Origin of the sequence: Bacillus sp. PDNC022 (assembly GCF_016919285.1) — a bacterium.
In the GTDB taxonomy this organism is placed as follows: Bacteria; Bacillota; Bacilli; order Bacillales; family Bacillaceae; genus Bacillus; species Bacillus safensis.
The window spans coordinates 856,730-873,996 of the sequence record NZ_CP070345.1; the positions used below are offsets into that span (position 1 = coordinate 856,730).

The 17,267-nt window shown below is 42.2% G+C and carries 11 protein-coding genes; 6 read left to right on the top strand and 5 right to left on the bottom strand.

Going from position 1 to position 17,267, the window contains the following annotated elements:
• The first annotated feature begins 18 nt into the window (after positions 1 to 18).
• From proB to JVX94_RS04625, 3 genes are all read left to right on the top strand, one after another.
• A complete protein-coding gene (gene proB / locus JVX94_RS04615; protein WP_095408754.1) occupies positions 19 to 1,137 on the top strand; it encodes a glutamate 5-kinase in 1,119 nt (372 codons plus the stop codon).
• 19 nt (positions 1,138 to 1,156) lie between these two features.
• Positions 1,157 to 2,425: a glutamate-5-semialdehyde dehydrogenase gene (locus JVX94_RS04620; protein WP_205184675.1), complete on the top strand. Its 1,269-nt coding sequence runs from the start codon at positions 1,157 to 1,159 to the stop codon at positions 2,423 to 2,425.
• A gap of 259 nt (positions 2,426 to 2,684) precedes the next feature.
• Positions 2,685 to 3,461, top strand: a complete 777-nt coding sequence (locus JVX94_RS04625) for an MBL fold metallo-hydrolase (RefSeq protein ID WP_197198164.1) — start codon at positions 2,685 to 2,687, stop codon at positions 3,459 to 3,461.
• Positions 3,462 to 3,529: 68 nt separating this feature from the next.
• Here the strand turns inward: JVX94_RS04625 and JVX94_RS04630 are convergent, their stop codons facing one another.
• The gene (locus tag JVX94_RS04630; protein WP_197198163.1) at positions 3,530 to 4,096 is read right to left on the bottom strand and encodes a GNAT family N-acetyltransferase; all 567 of its coding nucleotides are present in this window, start codon (positions 4,094 to 4,096) and stop codon (positions 3,530 to 3,532) included.
• Positions 4,097 to 4,183: 87 nt separating this feature from the next.
• Between JVX94_RS04630 and JVX94_RS04635 the strand changes: the two genes are divergently transcribed.
• A complete protein-coding gene (locus tag JVX94_RS04635) occupies positions 4,184 to 5,011 on the top strand; it encodes a MerR family transcriptional regulator (protein WP_197198162.1) in 828 nt (275 codons plus the stop codon).
• A 49-nt stretch (positions 5,012 to 5,060) separates the two neighbouring features.
• Here the strand turns inward: JVX94_RS04635 and JVX94_RS04640 are convergent, their stop codons facing one another.
• The 3 genes from JVX94_RS04640 to gltC all read right to left on the bottom strand — a co-directional run bounded on the left by JVX94_RS04640 (position 5,061) and on the right by gltC (position 9,617).
• Positions 5,061 to 6,890 carry an ABC transporter ATP-binding protein gene (locus tag JVX94_RS04640; RefSeq protein WP_205184677.1) on the bottom strand — a complete coding sequence of 610 codons (1,830 nt, stop codon included), beginning with the start codon at positions 6,888 to 6,890 and terminating at the stop codon, positions 5,061 to 5,063.
• Complete coding sequence (locus JVX94_RS04645) at positions 6,887 to 8,620, bottom strand: ABC transporter ATP-binding protein (protein WP_205184679.1); 1,734 nt, start codon at positions 8,618 to 8,620, stop codon at positions 6,887 to 6,889. The genes JVX94_RS04640 and JVX94_RS04645 overlap by 4 nt, the downstream gene beginning before the upstream one ends.
• Positions 8,621 to 8,714: 94 nt before the next feature.
• Complete coding sequence (gene gltC / locus JVX94_RS04650; RefSeq protein WP_034280677.1) at positions 8,715 to 9,617, bottom strand: glutamate biosynthesis transcriptional regulator GltC; 903 nt, start codon at positions 9,615 to 9,617, stop codon at positions 8,715 to 8,717.
• Between the two features lie 153 nt (positions 9,618 to 9,770).
• Here gltC and gltB point away from each other — a divergent pair, with 153 nt between their 5' ends.
• Together gltB and gltD are read left to right on the top strand one after the other, a co-directional pair.
• Positions 9,771 to 14,342 carry a glutamate synthase large subunit gene (gene gltB / locus JVX94_RS04655; protein ID WP_205184681.1) on the top strand — a complete coding sequence of 1,524 codons (4,572 nt, stop codon included), beginning with the start codon at positions 9,771 to 9,773 and terminating at the stop codon, positions 14,340 to 14,342.
• Positions 14,343 to 14,358: 16 nt separating this feature from the next.
• Entirely contained in the window at positions 14,359 to 15,843 is a 1,485-nt protein-coding gene (gene gltD / locus JVX94_RS04660; protein WP_024428371.1) for a glutamate synthase small subunit, read from the top strand.
• Positions 15,844 to 15,903: 60 nt separating this feature from the next.
• Here the strand turns inward: gltD and JVX94_RS04665 are convergent, their stop codons facing one another.
• Entirely contained in the window at positions 15,904 to 17,106 is a 1,203-nt protein-coding gene (locus tag JVX94_RS04665) for a nitrate/nitrite transporter (RefSeq protein WP_205184683.1), read from the bottom strand.
• Between the last annotated feature and the right edge of the window lie 161 nt (positions 17,107 to 17,267).

Below are 17,267 nucleotides of genomic sequence, written 5' to 3' on the forward strand. Positions count from 1 at the left end.
AGGTACAGGAGTGATAAGGTGTACGCAGATAAAGAGAGAAAACGAATTGTTGTGAAAATTGGAAGCAGCTCTCTTACTAGCTTTCAAGGTGAGATTAGTTTGAAAAAACTAGAAAACCTCGTCAATCAAATTGTGAAACTTAAAGATGAAGGACACGAAGTCATTTTGGTTTCATCTGGTGCGGTTGCAGCTGGTTACCGAAAACTAGGATTTATCGATAGACCCAAAACACTGCCGGAAAAGCAGGCATCTGCCTCAATTGGGCAAGGGCTTTTAATGGAATCATATTCTACTTTATTTTTATCACACGGTTATATTGCCTCACAGCTCTTAATCACAAGAAGTGATTTTTCTGATGAAACGCGCTATCAAAATGTGCGTAACACAATGAACGTGTTATTGGATCGAGGCATCATCCCAATTATTAATGAAAATGATACAGTGACGATCGATCGGTTGAAGTTTGGAGACAACGATACATTGTCTGCAAAAGTAGCTGGACTCATTGATGCGGATTTCCTTGTTATTTTATCTGATATCGATGGCTTGTATGAAGATAATCCTCATACTAATCCAAATGCGAAGAGAATTCTCGAAGTGACAGACATCACAGAAGACATCGAAGCAGCTGCTGGAGACGCAGGCAGCAGCGTAGGTACAGGCGGAATGAAATCAAAGCTCGATGCCTTTAAAATATCAATGGCCGCAGGTATTAACGGCTTTTTAGGAAAAGCCGATACGCCTCACATTTTAGACAAAGCGATCAATGGGACAGAGGACGGCACTTATTTTACCGCTGACGAAAATGTAGCGCCGCTCAACTATAAGAAGCAGTGGATTGCCTTTCATTCTGGACCAAAGGGTGAGATCGTGGTTCAAGAGAAAACACAGGAATTCCTCATGCACCGTGAGGGAAGCCTTGATTCTGATGGGATTGTCAATGTGAAAGGTTCGTTTAAAAAAGGCGATGTTGTCCGTATTTTAGATCAAGATGGAAGAGAAATAGGGCTTGGCGTTGTGAATTATGCATCAGATGAACTCGCACGTAAGAGTGACTTGTTACAAGATGAAATCGTGCATGTTGTCGATCTTGAAGCATTTGTTTGTCATTTAGATTTATCAATACCAGTTTGTTAACCAAAAAGGGAGGAATTCCATGACACTGACAGCTGAAGTTGTCACATCGGTCAAAGAAAAAGCGAAAAAGGCAAAGCACGTTTCAAAAAAACTTGGTTTACTTCAGACAGAGGAAAAAAATGACGCGCTGCTTAAAATGGCAGAAGCGTTAGAGCAAAAAAGCAGCTTCATTTTAGAGGAGAATCAAAAGGATTTAGATGCTGGTAAAGAAAAGGGCTTCTCAGAGGCACTTATGGATCGATTAATGTTAAATGAAGAAAGAATTCATGAGTTTGCTGAAAGTTTGCGGCTTGTGACGAGATTAACAGATCCTGTTGGAGAAATATTGGATGAATGGACTCTTGATAACGGCTTACACGTGAAAAGCCGAAGAGTACCACTCGGCGTGATCGGGATGATCTATGAAGCGAGACCGAATGTCACTGTCGATGCAGCAGGCCTTGCCCTTAAGGCAGGCAACTCAGTGATTTTAAAAGGCGGTTCCTCCGCTATTTCTTCCAACAAAGCCATTGTCAGTGTGATTCATGAAGCATTGGATCAAACAACAATTCCGCGTGATGCGGTGCAATTGATTGAACAAACAGACCGTTCATCGGTTCAGGCGATGTTTCAACTAAAAGAATGGATCGATGTGTTAATTCCGCGAGGCGGAGCTTCTTTAATCAAAACAGTGGTAAAAGAATCCACTATCCCAGTGCTTGAAACAGGGACAGGAAACTGTCATGTCTATATTGATCAAACCGCGAATGTGAAAAAAGCCGTTGAAATTGTGATCAATGCAAAAACGAATCGTCCGGCTGTATGTAATGCACTTGAGACGCTGATCATTCATCGCGATTGGCTGAAAGAGAATGCTGCCTCATTAAATGAAGCTTTGCAGGAACACCATGTCACTGTTCATGGCGATCAGGCAGCAGAGTCTTACTTCTCAAACGCGGTTCCTGCTGGGGAAGTAGATTGGACAGATGAGTATTTAAGTCTGGATCTTGCGGTAAAGGTAGTCGATTCAATTGAGGAAGCGATCAGCCATATCGATCAGTACGGCACAAAACATTCAGAAGCCATCGTGACAGAAGATGAAAAAAATGCACTCACGTTTCTAAACGAAGTAGATGCGGCAGCCGTTTATCATAACGCATCGACTCGCTTTACAGACGGCGGCGCACTTGGCTACGGAGCTGAAATTGGCATCTCTACTCAAAAACTGCACGCAAGAGGGCCGATGGGACTTCCTGCACTTACGACAACTAAGCTGCTTCTAAGTGGTGACGGTCAGATTAGAAGCTAGAAAAGATTCAAGAAACACTACCTTTTTATGGGGTAGTGTTTTTTAGTGAGACTGCACGAATACTTAAAAACTAGCTTTCAAATTAATAATGAAATTCTTAGATAATTAGAAAGTTTGGATATATATATATCAATCAATATATTTACTTTTATAACTATAATTGGTAGTCTGATTACAAATGTTGATTAACTATGGAGAATAGTAGGTTTCATTAGATAATAAATCTAAAATTTAGCTGAGTTATAAAAGGAGAAATGAGATGGATTCACTTATATTTTATGGAACAAGCGATGCTCAAGGGGTACCTAGATTGTTATGCAAGTGTCCAGTTTGTAAATCGGGCTTACCAGACAATCAACGAACTAGGCCGAGTTGTGAATTTTATTTAGGCAACAAGAGCTATCTTATCGATATTTCACCCGATTTCAAGATCCAGTTTCAAACTTATAATAATAGAACAATTCCTTCAGTTGTGTTTATAACTCATTCTCATAACGATCATATCGGTGGTTTAGGTGATTTTGCAGATTTATGCTTCTGGCATAATCAACAAGTACAAATAGTGAGTCCTCCAGATGTAATTAATCAGTTAAAGGAGCGATTTCCTTACTTAAATAATAGAAAAGGGCTAACTTTTGTAGGAACAACGAAATGGGTAAGTGATGGCAATAAAATTTCTTTTCATAAAGTAAATCATGGTCATAACGGTTCGTCTTATGGAATTTTAGTTCAAAAAATAAATGGATATAAATGGGCCTATTTATCTGATTCCTTTCAAGTAACTGATGAGCAATGGTTGCCTTTCTACCACCTTGATTCATTGATATTCGGGACTTCTTTCTGGAAAGAAAATCAGCCGCCCAATAAAAGGTCGGTTTATGATGTGAATGAAGCAATGGAGTTAAAACAAAAGTTACAACCGAAAAAAATGATCTTAACACACTTATCACATGACATAGACATCATTCAACGAGGTGAATACTTACCTGAGGATATGATGTTTGCATATGACGGTTTTAAAATAACGCTAGATTAATAAAAATCATAAAGTCGATCTTCGAATAGTAGTAGAAGGATCGACTTTTGTGGTTGAAAGGATCTCAATTATTTTGTTATTGGTTTCATGACCTTCTCAAATTTAAAAAATTCAAATTCCTCAGGTGCTAAAGGTTCATTGCCTGGATCTGCTGCTTCATGAGGTGCGTTTGGATCTGGATGGTGTAAGTGATAAAATTCAACGATTTGAAAGCCGCACTTATTGACATAGAAATGAATGTTGCGTTTTTCAAAATAAGGGGTCACAACCTCCCATACAATCGTTTCTGGATATTGCGCCTCGATCGCTTTCCATGCTGCCTGACCAATGCCCCGGCCGTGAGAGGATGATGAGATGTATAGCAAATCAACCGAGTTGTGATGTGTCTCTTGGTTGATTTTGATCACAACGCCGCCTGCCTTTTCACCATTTAGCATAATATGATAAACAATGTGGTCATTGGAATGAAAAGACTCATCAATCACTTCATCTGGAGGAATCGGACCATCCTCTGCACCGCCAAATGCGTCAATCACGCCAGCAGTAAAAGCTTTCTGCAGCTCTTTTTTCATAGAAGGGAAATCCTCTTTATTTGCTTGTGCTAATGTCACTTCATGTTGAGTTATTTTGTTCATTTTCTTATCCTTTCTCTGCGTAGTGATGTTTCTGCATGTTATGATAAAGGGTGGAGTTACTCCATAGTCAAGAAAGGAGCCTTCATCATGATCAATGATGTGCAAAAAACGTTTTTCACTGGAGAATTTGCCAAGCTATTTGATGTAAAAAAGGATACGCTTCTGTATTATGATAAAATCGATTTATTTAAGCCGGCTGGTGTTCATGAAAATGGATACCGTTACTATACACTCGAGCAATTTGACCATTTTATTGCGATTCAATCTCTGCGAGCTGTTCAATTTCCGATCAAAGAGTTAAAACAATACTTCACAGAGCCTTCCCGCGAGAGACTGCAAAGCCTAGCGGCCGACCAAATAGAAAAGGTCAAACAAGAGATTGAAAAGCTTCAAGATATCCAGGCTTTTCTTATGCGGGTGATGGAGACGACACATGAATTAGCAACTGTGAAAATAGGGGAGGTCCTGTTTCAAGAGCTGCCAGAAGAACCAGTTATACTAAGTGCATCAAACCCGATCGACTTCAATACACCTGTAGAAGAAATATCACGTATTGTAGGGGAGTTTTTAAAGGGAGTTGGCATAAAAGGGGCTGCGGCAAATGGTTCTGTCTTAAAAAAGGAGCAGTTCTGTAAGCGGCACTATGATGAGTCAGATCAGCTGTTCTGCCGTATGGATGGCCCAGGGGCAGTCAAAAAACCTGGCGGGCTCTATGCGGTGATGTATGATCAAGGAACATATGAAGAGATCGAATCTGCTTATTCGCATTTATTAGATGCAATCGAGAAAGAGGGCATGATGCTGGATGGAGATGTATTTGAGGAGTATTTACTTCATTCGCTCATGTCTAAAGATGAAGCAGAGTATATAACGAAGCTCAGTGTAAAAGTGAAGAAGCGAGCAGATGACAAATGAAAAGAGGATAGACAGCATGTGACATGCGCGTCTATCCTCTTTTTTGATGTTAACCCACTTGATTTTCGGCAAATTGACTCATATATAAGTCTGCATAAAAGCCTTTTTGTTTTAAAAGTTCGCTGTGCGATCCTTTTTCAATGATGGTGCCATCCTTCATGACTAAAATGAGGTCTGCATCCTTGATTGTTGAAAGTCTGTGTGCAATCACGAAGCTCGTTCTGCCTTTCATCAATTCATTCATTGCTTTTTGAATATGCATCTCTGTCCGTGTATCCACACTGCTTGTTGCTTCATCTAATATCAAGATCTTTGGATCTGATAAAATGGCACGGGCGATGGTTAACAGCTGGCGCTGACCTTGAGACAGGTTGCCTGCATCTTCTGTTAACAGTGTGTCATATCCATCTGGAAGCGTGCGGATGAAATCATCTGCATAGGCATGTTTGGCGGCTTTGATGACATCCTCTTTGGAAACATCCTGCCTGCCATAGGCAATGTTGTCGTAAATCGTTCCTTCAAAGAGCCACGTATCCTGAAGAACCATCGCAAATAAGTCTCGTACTTGCTGACGGCTGATGTCAGTAGTTTTGACACCGCCAATGCGTATGGAGCCTTGATCTAATTCGTAAAAACGCATTAAAAGATTGATGATAGTTGTTTTTCCTGCACCTGTTGGTCCGACAATGGCAACCGTCTGTCCTTCTTGCACATCTAAATTCAAATCTTTAATAATCGGATGATCTTTTTCATATCCGAATTGAACTTGTTCAAAGCTTACATCACCTGATAGTGATGCAAGATCAATTGCCGCATCTTCTTCGGTACTTTCTTCTTCCTCATCAAGGATTTCAAACACCCTTTCAGCAGACGCGATCGCTGATTGAACTAAGTTTGCGACACTTGATGCTTGCACAAGCGGCTGAGACATTTGCTGTGTGTATTGGATAAACGCCTGCACATCCCCGACACGAATATTCCCGTTAATGACAAGAATCCCGCCGGCTACACTGACTGCCACATAGCCAAGGTTCCCAATAAAGGTCATCATGGGCATCATTAAACCAGAAATGAACTGCGCTTTCCTTGATGATTCATACAGCTTTTCATTTAATTGATCAAATGTATCGATCGCTTTCTTTTCGTAGCCATACGCACGAACTGTCTGATGTCCTGTGAACATCTCATTAATATGTCCATTAATCGTCCCAAGCTCTTTTTGCTGCGCTTTAAAATGCTTTTGAGAAAATGACGTAATACCGCGAATCGCAAACAGGCTGAGTGGCAGCGTCAAACAAACAAGAAGCGTAAGCAGCGGACTGATGAAGAGCATCATCACGACAATCCCAATGACTGTAATCACAGATGTAATCACTTGGGTGAGCGCCTGCTGAAGCGATGTATTAATATTATCGATATCATTCATCACACGGCTTAGTGTGTCCCCGTGGGTTGTTTTATCAAAATAACGAAGGGGGAGACGTGTGAGCTTGTCATTTGCTTCTTTCCGTAATTCAGCGATGGTCTGTTGAGAGACACCGGCCATGACATATTGCTGAACGAATGAAAAGAGAGAAGCAACGACGTACAGCACGACAAGCAGCAAAAGAATTCGTGAAATGACGTCAAATTGAACGGCTGTTCCATTCGTAAAGCTGTCAAATAGGGAAGAGGTGGCATCCCCAAGCAGCTTCGGACTAATGACGTTAAAGACAGTTGACCCAATCGCTGCAATGAAGACGATGATCAGCTGAAATTTCCTAGGTTTTAAGTAGCCTGTCAAACGAAGCAGTGTTTTCTTAAATTCCTTCGGTTTTGCGGCCGGCCCTTTAGGGTGACCGCCTTTATGGCCCATGCCGGAAGACATTTTCTTACTCATCCTCGCTCCACCTCCTGACCTTCCTGAGATGCGACAATCTCTTGGTATACAAGATTGTCCTTTAATAATTGTTCATGTGTTCCGATACCTGCGATTTTCCCTTCATCAAGTACAATGATTTTATCACTATGCTTCACTGTACTGATTCGTTGAGCCACAATGATGAGGGCTGCATGAGCTTTTTCTGCTTCTAATGATGCCCGCAGCTTCGCATCTGTTTTGTAATCAAGTGCTGAAAAGCTATCGTCAAACAGATAGAATGATGGTTTTCGCACTAGCGCCCTTGCAATGGAAAGCCGCTGCTTTTGGCCGCCGGATAGATTGGAACCACCTTGATCAATTTCTGCATCAATTTCGCCATCTTTTTGCAGAACAAATTCTTCGGCCTGTGCAGTTCGCAGCGCCTTCCAGACGTCTTCATCGCTTGCATCCTGATTGCCAAAGCGCACATTTTCGGCAATAGTTCCACTGAATAAAACAGCTTTTTGAGAGACATAGCCCATCTGGTTTCTCAGTTTCTCTTGAGGCAGCTCTCTAATGTCTACACCGTCTAGTGTAATCCGGCCTTCTGTCACTTCATAAAAGCGCGTCATCAGCTGAAGAAGCGTGGTTTTCCCAGAACCCGTACTTCCGATGATGGCTGTCGTTTCACCAGTTTTGGCTTCAAACGTGATACCTTGAACGGCCGGTTTCTCAGCATTTGAGTAATAAAATGACACACCCTCAAAGCGAATGGATTGAGCTGGTGTGCGCAGGTCCGTCATAGACTCTTCTTTGTCTTGAATTTTCGGCTCCATGTTTAACACTTCATTCATGCGTTTAGCTGAAGCTTGTGCTCTTGGGACCATAATAAAGCTCATCGACAGCATAATAAGTGCCATTAAAATCATCATCGCATATTGAATGAAGGCAATGAGATTCCCAACTTCCATTTCCCCGGCATCAATTCGGTTTGCCCCAAGCCAGACAATGCCGATATTTGTGAAGTTCATGATGATCAGCATAAATGGAAACAAGTAAGCCATTAATCGGTTGACTCTAAGACCAGTATCCTTATAGGACGTGTTGGCTTCTTGGAATCGCTCCTTTTCATCATCTACACGGTTAAAGGCACGAATGACGCGGATGCCTGAAAGAGATTCTCGCATAATTAAATTCAGCCGGTCTGTTTTTTTCTGAAGCTGGCCAAATAGCGGAATGGCTTTTCTTGACACCAAATAGATGAATCCGCCAAGAAGGGGGAGGGCTGCTAAAAAGATAAGAGACAGGACAGCATCCCTGGAAACAGCCAAAATGATTCCGCCCACAAGCATGAGCGGGGCCCGCGTCATCATTTGTAAAATCATGATCGTCACATCTTGGACTTGTTTCACATCATTTGTTGATCTTGTAATAAAGGAAGATGTGCCGATCTTTTGAAATTCTTCTAATGAAAATTTTTCGACATGTACAAAAAGCTGTCTTCTCATATCACGCCCGAAGCCAAGCGCTGTCTTTGATGACAAGTAAGACTTCCAAATGGTGAGCAAAATGGCGAGTAAAGAACAAGCCACCATCCAGCCGCCAACCTTCCATATGTAAGCAATATCTCCCTGGACGATACCGACATCAACGATATCTGCTGTTAACGTCGGTAAATACAGCTGGAGCATACTGCTTAAAAAAGTGAGAATGACAATGGACACAACGGACAGCCGATACGGCTTTAAAAACGATAAAATTGATTTCATACGAATACCTTTCTTCCATATAGTCTTTTGTTCTGTAACCCATCATATACAAAGAGGGATTATTTCTACAAATGAAATGTCTTGTTTTAGTGAATTATTTATATTGTTCAATTTTCGAAAAGAAATCCTTCACAAACACATAAAAATCATGGGCAGAAGGAGACATTTCTCTTGTTTTAGATGCAATAATTCCAACCGTTCTTCTCACTTGAGGGAAATCGATCGGAATTTTCACTGTAAATCTCGGTGTTGTTTCATAAAAGGCGCTTTCGGGTAATAAGGTAACGCCCATACCTGCCGATACGAGACCTTTAATGGCATCCAAATCTTCTCCTTCAGATGAAATGGTGGGCTCATAGCCTGCCTGCTTACAAGCATCAACCGCAATTTGTCTCAGCACATACCCTTCAGGAAATAACACGAAATGATCCTTTCTTAAATCACTTAAATGAATACTCCTTTGTCCGCTAAAGGGGTGGCTAACCGGTAAAAGGGCATATATGCTTTCGGAAAATAAAATATTTCCTTCTATTTGAGAATCGTTTGTCGGTACAGGGCCTAAAAAGGCGAGATCGATATCTCGATTTTTGACCGCTTCAATGAGAAATTTATAGGATCCTTGACGAAGTAAAAAATCGACCTCTGGATATTCCTGCTTAAAGGCGGAGATAACAGAAGGGAGTACTTGGCTTGCTAGACTTGTAGGAAAGCCAATATTCACCGTTCCTTTGTGCGGATCTAAGTATTCATCAATTTGCTCTTTCGCATAATCAATGGCTTTGAGTGCAGTTCTGACATGATCTAAAAATTGTCTGCCGATCTTCGTTAATTTGATATTTCGTCCTTCTCGTTCGAATAAGGCCACTCCAAGTTCTTCTTCTAAATTCGCAATCTGCCGGCTGATAGCAGATTGGGCAACATGTAAGTTTTCAGCCGCTTCTGACACGTGTTCACGGTCTGCGACTTCTACAAAATAACGTAACTGACGAAGCTCCATTTTTGCACTTCACACCCATCTATCTCAAAAAGAGATTGTTTTGATCTAAATTATATATTGTTTATATCAATTTGAAAACTTAAAATAAGTTACAGAGTTTGTGAGATTTTATTACTGTGAAAAAACGGATCTTTTAAACGGGGGAGAGAAACGATGACTTATAATCAACTACCACAACCACAAGGTCTCTACCGTCCTGAATTTGAACATGATGCATGTGGAATCGGACTGTACGCCCATTTAAAAGGGGAGGCGACACATAGCATCGTCAAAAAGGGATTACAAATGCTGTGCCAGCTTGATCACCGCGGCGGGCAAGGCAGTGATCCGTATACAGGTGATGGTGCCGGTTTAATGGTACAGCTGCCAGACGCTTTCTTTAGAAAGAACTGCAAAGAATTTGCACTTCCTGAAAAAGGCCGTTACGGGGTAGGAATGGTCTTCTTTTCAAAAGATGATGACGAAAAAACGCGTCAAGCCATCGAACAGAAAATCAACGGGTTCATTAAACAAGAAGGTCAAACATTAATTGGCTGGAGAACGGTTCCTGTCGATGCCGGAAAAATTGGTACTGTCGCAGCGAAGAGCTGTCCGGTTGTGAGACAGGTCTTTATCGGAGCAAACGACAACATCACAGATCGTTTGTCATTTGAACGAAAATTATATGTCATTCGTAAACAGGCTGAGAACTGGGGAACAAGAGAGGAAAAGCAATTTTACTTTGTCAGTCTCTCGAGCCAAACCATCGTATACAAAGGACTTTTAACATCAGATCAAGTTGATGCGTTTTATCTTGATCTACAGGATGAAACATTTGTTTCTGCATTTTCACTTGTTCATTCAAGATTTAGTACAAATACATTTCCGACATGGGAAAGAGCCCATCCAAACCGCTACTTAATTCACAACGGAGAAATCAACACATTAAGAGGAAACATCAATTGGATGAGAGCAAGAGAACAACAATTCGTATCTGAAGCCTTCGGAGACGATTTAGACAAGATTTTGCCAGTGCTGAATGCAGACGGAAGTGATTCATCCATTTTAGACAATGCCTTTGAATTCTTTGTGCTTGCAGGCCGAACACCTGCTCATACAGCAATGATGCTGATTCCTGAGCCTTGGACGGAAAACACGCACATGTCGAAAGAGAAACGGGCATTTTATGAATACCATAGTTCTCTCATGGAGCCGTGGGATGGACCAACAGCCATTTCCTTTACGGATGGTAAACAAATCGGGGCGATCTTAGACCGAAACGGATTAAGACCGGCAAGATATTATGTCACAAATGATGATCATATCATTTTCTCTTCTGAAGTTGGCGTGATCGACACGAATGAAGAAGATGTTAAGTATAAAGATCGTCTTGAGCCTGGTAAAATGCTGCTCATTGATCTAGAAGAAGGACGAATTATTTCTGACGAAGAAGTGAAATCGACCATTGCGAATGAACTTCCTTATCAAAAATGGCTCGATGAAGAAATGGTCCATGTCAATCGCTCGGAAGAAAATTCAGAAAATTCTAGTATAATGGATGATTTATTGACGCGTCAACGTGCGTTCCATTATACGTACGAAGACATTCAAAAGTATTTAATTCCATTACTAGAGGAAGGCAAGGACCCAATCGGTTCAATGGGAAGTGACACACCTCTTGCTGTGTTATCAGATCGTGCGCAGTCTCTTTTTCATTATTTTAAGCAGCTGTTTGCACAAGTCACGAATCCGCCGATTGATGCCATTCGTGAGCAGCTCGTGACATCAACCATGACTTGGTTAGGTGCTGAAGGCGATATTTTACATCCAAATGAATATTCATGCCGAAGAATTAAACTTTATACACCGGTCTTAACAAGCGGACAATTTAACGGCTTGAAAACGATTGTTCATAATGCCTTTAAAAGCAAAACCATTCATACACTTTTCACCGATGATTTAAAGCGCGGACTGGATGCGATGTTTGAAGAGGCGGAAAAAGCGATCAGAGAAGGTGTCTCTTTATTAATCCTTTCAGATCGTGAAATGACAGAACAAAAAGTACCGATTCCACCACTTCTTGCGCTAAGTGCACTTCATCAGCACCTTGTGCGTCAAGGCTTACGGACAAAGGTCAGTCTGATCGTTGAATCTGGAGAGGTGAGAGAGGTCCATCATTTTGCCGCACTGATTGGCTACGGGGCAGATGCGATCCATCCTTACCTTGTCTATGAAACGTATAAACAGCTGATTGCAGACGAAGCGATTTCGATCAGCTTTGATGAAGCAGTTACAAAGTTTGGTAAAAGCGTGACAGAAGGTGTCGTCAAAGTCATGTCCAAAGTGGGAATTTCCACTGTACAGAGTTATAGAGGCGCGCAAATCTTTGAAGCAGTCGGAATTAGTGAAGACGTCATTCAAGAGTATTTCACAGGAACAGCTTCTCAGCTTGGCGGGATTGATCTTGACACCATTGCCCATGAGGCGAAACTTCGCCATGAAGCAGGGTATCAAGCAGCAACTGACCAGACGCTTGAATCAGGCAGTGAATTCCAGTGGAGAAAAGATGGAGAACACCATGCTTTTAACCCAAAAACGATCCATACGCTCCAGTGGGCATGCCGTAATGAAGATTACGATCTATTTAAACAATATACAAAGGCAGCAGATGAAGAAAGAATCGGCTTCCTCAGAAATTTGTTTGCATTTCAGCCAAAACAAAAGCCAGTTCGTCTGGAAGAGGTTGAATCTACTGAATCCATCGTGCGCCGCTTTAAGACAGGTGCCATGTCATTTGGATCTTTAAGTAAAGAAGCGCATGAAGCACTTGCGATTGCGATGAACCGAATTGGCGGTAAAAGTAACAGCGGAGAAGGCGGAGAAGATCCTGCCCGCTTTACAGTAGATGAACATGGAGATGACCGTAGAAGTGCGATTAAACAAATCGCTTCTGGCCGATTTGGTGTGAAAAGTCATTACTTGGTCAATGCAGATGAACTGCAAATTAAAATGGCGCAAGGAGCAAAACCTGGAGAAGGCGGACAGCTGCCAGGAAATAAAGTGTATCCTTGGGTGGCCGATGTACGTGGTTCTACGCCAGGTGTCGGATTGATTTCACCACCGCCGCATCATGATATTTATTCCATTGAGGATTTGGCACAGCTGATTCATGATTTGAAAAACGCGAACCGTGATGCACGCATCAGTGTCAAGCTTGTATCTAAAGCCGGAGTTGGTACGATTGCAGCAGGTGTAGCAAAAGGAACTGCGGACGTCATTGTCATCAGCGGGTATGATGGCGGTACAGGAGCTTCACCGAAAACAAGTATTAAACACACAGGGCTTCCTTGGGAGCTTGGATTGGCAGAGGCGCATCAAACACTTGTGTTAAATGGTCTTCGCGAGAGAGTCGTTCTTGAAACAGACGGAAAGTTAATGACTGGCCGCGACGTTGTGATGGCTGCGATTTTAGGAGCAGAAGAATACGGCTTTGCGACAGCTCCACTTGTCGTGCTGGGCTGCGTAATGATGAGAGCATGTCATTTAGATACTTGCCCAGTCGGTGTTGCCACACAAAATCCAGAGCTTCGCAAAAAGTTCATGGGTAACCCTGATCACATTGTGAACTTCATGATGTTTATTGCAGAGGAAGTAAGAGAAATCTTAGCGGAACTTGGCTTTACATCAATGGATGAATTAATCGGACGTACGGACGTCCTAACGGTCAGTGAACGAGCAAAAGCTCACTGGAAAGCAGGCCAGCTAAACCTTGAAACACTGCTTTATCAGCCAGAAGGAGCGAGGACATTCAGAACACCGCAAAATCATAAAATTGACGAATCGCTGGATATGAATGAAATCCTTCCTTATGTGCAAGAAGCGCTGAATCATCAAACACCGGTTGATCTATCATTGAACATTCGCAATATCAACCGTGTGGCCGGAACCATTACTGGCAGTGAAGTGTCTAAGCGCTACGGGGAAGAGGGCTTGCCAGAGGATACGATCACATTAAGATTCACTGGTTCAGCTGGACAAAGCTTCGGCGCATTTGTACCAAAGGGCATGTCTCTCTATTTAACAGGTGATTCAAATGACTATATCGGCAAAGGACTCTCAGGAGGCAAAATTGCTGTGAAAACATCTGATCACTTTGTACAAAATGGACATGAAAACGTCATTGTAGGTAACGTCGCATTTTACGGTGCAACTAGCGGAAAAGCTTATATTAACGGGCGTGCTGGTGAACGATTTGCTGTTCGTAATTCAGGTGTACATGTCGTTGTTGAAGGAATCGGAGATCACGGCTGTGAATACATGACTGGTGGACGTGTCGTCATTTTAGGAGATGTTGGGAAAAACTTTGGTGCAGGTATGTCTGGCGGTGTGGCCTACATCCATACATCAGATGCAAAACAGTTCAAAAGAATGTGTAACATGGAAATGATCATGTTTGAAAAGCTCACAGATCATGAAGAAGAATTAGAAGTGAAACAAATGATTAAGGAGCACCTTGATTATACAAACAGCTCAAAAGCAGCAGCACTTCTTGAAAACTGGGAGCAAGAAAAGAATCAATTCATCAAAGTCATCCCGAGAAATTACAAAATGATGCTTCAAAGCATCGAAGAACAAAAACAAGCGGGCCTCAGTCATGAAGAAGCGGTGATGTTTGCCTTTGAAGCAAACACAAAACCGAAAAATCAAGAAACGGCAAACGGGCAAAAAGCAGCCCTCGCTCATTAAGAAAGGGGAGAGGACAATGGGCAAAGCAACAGGTTTTATGGATTATAAAAGAGAAAAGCCAAATGAACGTGACCCTCTCACTCGTCAAAATGACTGGAAAGAATATTCAGCTCCTTATACAGATGACGTATTGAAGAAGCAGGGCGCTAGATGTATGGATTGCGGAACACCGTTTTGTCAAATTGGGATGGAGATCAGGGGCGGCGTGTCTGGCTGCCCGATCTACAATTTAATTCCAGAGTGGAATGATCTTGTCTATCGCGGGAGATGGAAAGAAGCTCTCGAAAGACTGCAAAAAACAAATAATTTCCCAGAGTTTACTGGGAGAGTATGTCCTGCGCCTTGTGAGGGTTCATGTACAGTCGCTATTAATGATCCAGCTGTTTCGATTAAAAATATCGAACGCACGATCATTGATAAAGGCTTTGAAAATGGATGGATCACACCAAGAATCCCTTCAAGCCGTACAGGGAAGAAAATTGCCATTGTCGGCTCAGGACCAGCAGGACTTGCAAGTGCTGATCAATTAAACCAAGCAGGGCACGCTGTAACAGTGTTCGAACGTTCTGACCGCCTTGGCGGACTGCTGACATACGGGATTCCGAATATGAAGCTCGACAAAGAAGTGGTCGAGCGAAGAGTCAAACTTCTAAGACAAGAAGGCATTGACTTTGTGACGAACACAGAAATCGGCGTAGATATAACTGCCGACGAACTGAAAGAGCAGTTTGATGCAGTTATCCTTTGTACAGGTGCACAAAAGCAGCGTGATCTGTTGATTGAAGGCCGGGAAGCAAAAGGAATTCACCTTGCGATGGATTATTTAACCCTCGCAACGAAAAGCATGCTTGATTCAGGATTTAAAGATAAAAACTTCATTGATGCAAAAGGAAAAGACGTGATTGTGATTGGCGGAGGAGATACAGGTGCAGACTGCGTCGCAACTGCACTTCGCCAAAAAGCAAAAAGTGTTGTTCAATTCGGGAAGCATCCAAAGCTTCCGGATACACGTGTAGGGGATAACATGTGGCCAGAACAGCCTTATGTCTTCTCGCTGGATTATGCTTATGAAGAAGCACAAGCAAAATTCGGAGAAGATCCGCGTCAATATTCAATTCAAACCACAAAGATTGTGGCAGATAAAAATGGGAAATTAAAAGAGCTTCATACCATTCAAATGGAAAAGGTGAAAAACGAACAAGGGAAGTTTGAATTTCATGAAATTCCAGGGACAGAGAAGGTATGGCCTGCTCAGCTCGTCTTTATTGCAATTGGTTTTGAGGGAACTGAACAGCCGCTTGTGAAACACTTTGGCGTGGACAGCAAAAACAATCGCATTGACGCAAAATATGGGGAATATACAACAAATGTAGAAGGCGTATTTGCAGCGGGAGATGCAAGACGCGGGCAAAGCTTGATTGTCTGGGCAATTAATGAAGGCAGACAAGTGGCGCACGAGGTAGACCGTTATTTAATGGGGAGTTCGGTTCTGCCAAAATAGGTCAAACAAAGGGTGTTACAATATAAAGAAAAGCCATGACCAGCATATGGTCATGGCTTTTTATGATTCAGAAATGGTATGGTTGATTAACACTTTTTTACGTTTAAGCTGCGATACGACTAAACAGAGGAAGACAATAAGAACAAAAAGGGAAATGGTCAAAAAGCCAAACGTATATGAGCCAGTCAATTCTTTTAAACTGCCAAGAATATTAGGTAAAAAGAATCCGCCAATGCCTCCAGCAGCCCCAACAATTCCGGTCACAATCCCAATTTCTTTATGAAATACTTGAGGCACCAGCTGAAAAACAGCGCCATTCCCCATCCCAAGGCACATCATCCCCACAAATAAAAGCGCAATAACCACAGGTAAAGCTGGAAGACTGCTCACTCCTCCTAAGCAGATGCCGATGATTCCGAATAATGCAAGCAGTACTTTCATTCCGCCTATTCTATCGGCAATGAGACCGCCCACAGGCCGAAAGAAGCTGCCTGCCGCCACACAAAGGGTCACAAAATCACCAGCATGAATCTTCGAAACCCCATATTGATCTACAAAGAAAATACTGAGGAAACTGGAAAGCCCGACAAACCCTCCGAATGTGATCGCATAAAGCAAACAGAAAAACCATGTCGATTTCACTTGAAATACTGAAAAGTACGACCGAATCGGCTGAGGAGCAGGCTGATTTGGTGCATCTTTAGCAGTGAAAATAAAAAACAAAAAGACAAGACTTAACGGAAGCAGAGCGAACCCCATTACGGCATGCCACCCGTAAATCTCCGCAAGCCTTGGACCAAATAAGGTGGAGATTAGTGTTCCACTATTCCCGGCGCCTGCAATCCCCATGGCTACTCCTTGTAAGTGAGGAGGATACCAGCGGCTTGCCATTGGCAAAGCAACAGCGAAACTTGCTCCTGCTACTCCAAGCAAAATCCCTATCAGTACGAGCTCTGAAAGGGTTGTACCAGCGATAAACCCCCAAACAAGCGGAATGGTCGTTAAAAGCATTCCTATCACTGCAGTCTTTTTAGGTCCTATTCGATCGGTGCATAAACCAAGCACAATCCGAAAAAAAGAACCAGATAGAATTGGAATGGCCACAATCATGCCTTTCTCTACGGTTGATAAAGCAAAATCTTGCGCAATAAAAGCACCCAGCGCCCCTAACAAAACCCAAATCATAAAGCTCACATCAAAATATAAAAAGGAACCAAACAATGTCTTAGGATGACCACTTGATTTTAATTCTGAGAGTTTCATAAAACGCCTCCTCTATTTTGAATTTTCTGACTTAAAGATAACGAGTTCACTTATGTAATGAAAGTATTATGTGAGAAAAATTGACATGAATAAACACTTTTTTACAAGTGTGTGCCATAATCAATCCATACAATGTGCTCGAGCAAGAGGCTTAGAAAGGT

Coding starts and splice junctions, on each gene's coding strand:
- gltC (WP_034280677.1), bottom strand. CDS start 9,617: ATGGAGCTTCGTCAGTTACGTTATTTTGTAGAAGTCGCAGACCGTGAA.
- JVX94_RS04645 (WP_205184679.1), bottom strand. CDS start 8,620: ATGAAATCAATTTTATCGTTTTTAAAGCCGTATCGGCTGTCCGTTGTG.
- JVX94_RS04625 (WP_197198164.1), top strand. CDS start 2,685: ATGGATTCACTTATATTTTATGGAACAAGCGATGCTCAAGGGGTACCT.
- JVX94_RS04640 (WP_205184677.1), bottom strand. CDS start 6,890: ATGAGTAAGAAAATGTCTTCCGGCATGGGCCATAAAGGCGGTCACCCT.
- JVX94_RS04665 (WP_205184683.1), bottom strand. CDS start 17,106: ATGAAACTCTCAGAATTAAAATCAAGTGGTCATCCTAAGACATTGTTT.
- gltD (WP_024428371.1), top strand. CDS start 14,359: ATGGGCAAAGCAACAGGTTTTATGGATTATAAAAGAGAAAAGCCAAAT.
- JVX94_RS04630 (WP_197198163.1), bottom strand. CDS start 4,096: ATGAACAAAATAACTCAACATGAAGTGACATTAGCACAAGCAAATAAA.
- gltB (WP_205184681.1), top strand. CDS start 9,771: ATGACTTATAATCAACTACCACAACCACAAGGTCTCTACCGTCCTGAA.
- JVX94_RS04635 (WP_197198162.1), top strand. CDS start 4,184: ATGATCAATGATGTGCAAAAAACGTTTTTCACTGGAGAATTTGCCAAG.
- JVX94_RS04620 (WP_205184675.1), top strand. CDS start 1,157: ATGACACTGACAGCTGAAGTTGTCACATCGGTCAAAGAAAAAGCGAAA.